Genomic DNA, 3,620 nt, shown 5'->3' with positions numbered 1-3,620 from the left:
TAGCGGCCTTAGTGCATTACTTTTAAATAAGACCGTGATTCTAAAGGCAATAGCTTCAAAAACGAATGTTCTAGCAAACATTTATTCAGCCGTTAATACACTGAATGCAGCTAGAGAATTTGGTGGTTACGCATTGTCCTTGTATGAAGGAACTTGGGTTGACTTGAAACAGAATCTACAGAAATATAGAGGAAATATCATCCCAGCTCAATTAGAAGTAGTTGATGTCAATAGTTTCAAAAGTGAATATCAGCCAGGCGAAAAGGTAACTGTCAAAGTGAAGATGAACGCAAAATCATATTATGATGAGTGGAAGAAAGCTGGCTATGAAGTTTCTTGGAACTTACCCCCAGGAAATGGCCAATTAGATAACTTATTTTCTAAAACGAATGATGAAGGCATGGCATCTGTCCAATGGACTTTACCAAATCAGGAGAATGCTGTGGTAAATCTAACAGCTGAAGTAAAAGATCAGGAAGGTGATCAATTTTATGGAAGCCCCTTAAATTTTCAACTGAACATTGCAGAGAAAGTCGATTCCTTGGCTCTTTATCGTGAGGCTGCAGTCGGTACATGGGATGTTATAGCCACTAATGGTGGTTCCCCTTCCAATTATGAATATGTAATTGAAATGCGTGCTGATGGTTCATTATACGCTGAGTGGTGGTTACTATATGATAATGGGGATCGGTACAAGCCTTGTTGTCCTTGGACAAGGGTACCAGTAGTTCAAGAAATAGATGGAAGGTATCATCTTAATTTTAGACTGAATCTATGGGAGTTTCAAGATACAGACCCCTTAACTTATCCACCAACAGCGTTTAATCATTACGACGGCTTTAGCGGAGAAGTATCATACGCTTGCACCAAACGGTAACTTGATTTATGTGTATTTGGCATGTAGGACTTGGCATTTGTAACCCAGCAGATAAAATCCTTTTAGAACATAGGTTAGGCTTTTAAATTTCACGACGAATCAATGAATCTCGAAATTGTTTGCCTATAGTTTGCCAAAAAATTCAAAAACCCCTTCAAAATTACTTCTGAAGGGGTTTTCCGTACCCAGGGCCGGAGTTCCCGATGTCCACTTCGCTTCATCGGGATAAACTTCTCCTCCGGCAATAAAGAAACAAAAAAAAGCCCCTTCTAAATAAGAAGGAGCTTTATCAAAGTACCCAGGGCCGGAGTCGAACCGGCACGCCCGAAGGCATTGGTGTTTGAGACCAACGCGTCTACCAATTCCGCCACCTGGGCAGGTGTAATATCCAAGGTGTTTTAGACTCTCTTCTACCATCCCGATAGTTATCGGGACCGCCACCTGGGCTTTTGGTAAATCCTGATTTCTCAGAATCTCGTGTCCGTTGCTTTCGTAACGGGATGCAAATATGAGTAAAGAATTTTTTTTCTACAAACTCAATTTTTCACTTCCTCAAGAATTTTTGAGCTAAAAGCCATAGGTTTCTCCTCAAATAAAGCTTTTGTGAACTTCCATACGGATTTAAATAGCTCAGAATCACGATATTGATTTAGGTGTTCTTCACTTTCCCATTTACTATAAGTCGTGAAAATATTTTTTTGATTTTCGTCTCTCCAAAGTTCTAAATGTTGGCAACCTGGGAAATTCCGGATAGATTTCTTGTGAACTTCAAAATTATCAAGAAATGCTTCTACTTGATCTGCTTGAAAAGTCATCCTCACTATCCTGATTATCATATCAAATATTAAAATTCACAAATACCACACTGTCATATTTCAATCCAAGTAAATCCGCTCCGTGTCCATGATTGATTCCTATTTCCAATAAATTCATACTATTGAAAAAGGCAAAACAATCTCCAGGCTCAACTTCGTCATATCCTTTGTTCAAGCCATATACGATCTCTCTTCCAAATTCTATTGTGAATTTCCCCGGATTGAGTTTGTCAAAAATATCTTTTTGGATATTGGTGATCAAATTCCCGTATCGATCCACCCTGGCGACATGACCAAGAATTTGCTCTTTTGTGGCTTTTGCTTGTCTGGCCATTAATTTTCGGAAATTAGTTAATGGACCACCAAAATCGTGGATTGCTGCCCCGCTAGCCACTTTGGCTGCGATCGGTGCCAAAATATCCTTGGCAGGAAACGTAGTGTCCTTTAAATGGATATCTGCAAATTGAACCATAATTCCAGGATCATGATCAGCCAATAGACTCAAAATTCCATTATTAGGGCCTAAGAAAATATGTTCTTCGAGCTTAATCCCGATGTAGCCCTGAGTGATAGCGCCAGTTGTATTGATAGCCACTAGATGAACAGTACCCTTAGGGAAATCACGAAAAGTAGACCTTAACACAAAAGCTGCATGTGCAATATCAAAGGTGTCTATAGAATGTGAAATGTCTATAATGTTCAATTGAGGATTTACTGCAAGCATTTTGGCTTTTACTGCAGGTACGTAATAATCTTTGTCCCCAAAATCTGAGAGGAATGTCACCAATGCCATAGGAGCATGTCAATTAAAATTGTGTACTTTTGTTAGAGTAGTCGTGGACAAAAATAGAAATTTATTTGTTCGCCAAAGGATAATCTAATCAAAGAAAACAGATTGGTAGAAAAAGTAATCACTTTAGAAAATGTGCCATTGGCTGAGTTTTTAGGTACTGCCAATGAAAATATTAAGCAAATCGCGCTTGCCTTTCCCCAAAGCAAAATTATTTCCAGGGGAAATGAAATCAGAATCAAAGGCGGAGCACCAGAGATTCTAAGAATCAATGACGTCCTCAATTTGTTGTTAGATCATTTAGAGCGCTTTGGTCACCTGACTCCAGAAAATGTTAAAGATTATCTCGATGTAGAAGGAATTCCTTTTGAGGAGGCAAGTCGAGATCAAGTTATTGTTTTTGGGAACAAAGGATTGGTGATCAAACCAAAATCACCTAATCAGAGAAAACTTGTGGAATCAGCCATGAGTAATGATTTGGTCTTCGCTCTTGGACCTGCCGGAACGGGTAAGACTTACATAGCGGTTGCCTTGGCTGTGAGAGCGCTTAAAAACAGGGAAGTCAAAAGAATCATTATTACCAGACCCGCTGTTGAGGCTGGTGAAAATTTAGGTTTCCTCCCAGGTGATTTGCAAGAAAAACTTGATCCTTATTTGAGGCCCATTTATGATGCCCTTTCAGACATGGTTCCTCCAGAAAAGCTTAAATTTTATCAAGAAACCAGAGTCATTGAGATTGCACCTCTTGCCTATATGAGAGGACGCACGCTTCATGATGCATTTGTTTTACTCGATGAGGCTCAGAATACGACCAGTGAACAAATTAAGATGTTTCTAACTCGGATGGGACCTAATTCAAGAGTAATAATCACCGGAGATCAAACTCAGGTAGATTTACCTGTAAGACAAAAGTCTGGCTTATCCGAAGCTTTGAAGATTTTGAAAGAAGTGAAAGGTATTGGGGTTGTGAATTTAAGTGGGAAGGATGTAATCAGACATAAATTAGTAAAGTCAATCATCGAAGCCTACGAAAAAGACCAAGCCGAAAAAGATCAGGGGAAATATGATGCTGCAAGTAGAAAAAGTATCAACTGAAGAAGAACTTAAAAAAGTTTTCTTCATAAGGAAACAGGTTTTT

The 3,620-nt window shown here is 39.1% G+C and carries 4 protein-coding genes and 1 tRNA gene; 2 read left to right on the top strand and 3 right to left on the bottom strand.

Translation table 11 applies throughout. The annotated features are described in order from the left end of the window. Nucleotides 1-877 (top strand): hypothetical protein (locus tag Q0L68_RS17955; protein ID WP_296705638.1); only part of this gene is annotated, 877 nt, incomplete at its 5' end. 295 nt (nt 878-1,172) lie between these two features. Here the strand turns inward: Q0L68_RS17955 and Q0L68_RS17950 are convergent. From Q0L68_RS17950 to Q0L68_RS17940, 3 genes are all read right to left on the bottom strand, one after another. Beyond that, a tRNA-Leu gene (locus Q0L68_RS17950) sits at nt 1,173-1,254 on the bottom strand. Between the two features lie 159 nt (nt 1,255-1,413). After that, the gene (locus Q0L68_RS17945) at nt 1,414-1,713 is read right to left on the bottom strand and encodes an antibiotic biosynthesis monooxygenase family protein (protein WP_296705637.1); all 300 of its coding nucleotides are present in this window, start codon (nt 1,711-1,713) and stop codon (nt 1,414-1,416) included. Nucleotide 1,714: 1 nt separating this feature from the next. After that, nucleotides 1,715-2,485, bottom strand: coding sequence for an SAM-dependent chlorinase/fluorinase (locus Q0L68_RS17940; protein ID WP_296705636.1), 771 nt, complete (start codon nt 2,483-2,485; stop codon nt 1,715-1,717). Between the two features lie 102 nt (nt 2,486-2,587). Here Q0L68_RS17940 and Q0L68_RS17935 point away from each other — a divergent pair, with 102 nt between their 5' ends. Further along, nucleotides 2,588-3,577 carry a PhoH family protein gene (locus Q0L68_RS17935; RefSeq protein WP_296705635.1) on the top strand — a complete coding sequence of 330 codons (990 nt, stop codon included), beginning with the start codon at nt 2,588-2,590 and terminating at the stop codon, nt 3,575-3,577. Nucleotides 3,578-3,620: the final 43 nt, after the last annotated feature.

Source organism: Algoriphagus sp. (assembly GCF_024642405.1).
Classification (GTDB): domain Bacteria; phylum Bacteroidota; class Bacteroidia; order Cytophagales; family Cyclobacteriaceae; genus Algoriphagus.
Note: the sequence above shows the minus strand (reverse complement) of the source record. Positions and strands in the feature narration are given on the sequence as shown.

Bases quoted from the DNA above. Each gene is read 5' to 3' on its own strand.
- Q0L68_RS17945 (WP_296705637.1), bottom strand. From the start codon at position 1,713: ATGATAATCAGGATAGTGAGGATGACTTTTCAAGCAGATCAAGTAGAA.
- Q0L68_RS17940 (WP_296705636.1), bottom strand. From the start codon at position 2,485: ATGGCATTGGTGACATTCCTCTCAGATTTTGGGGACAAAGATTATTAC.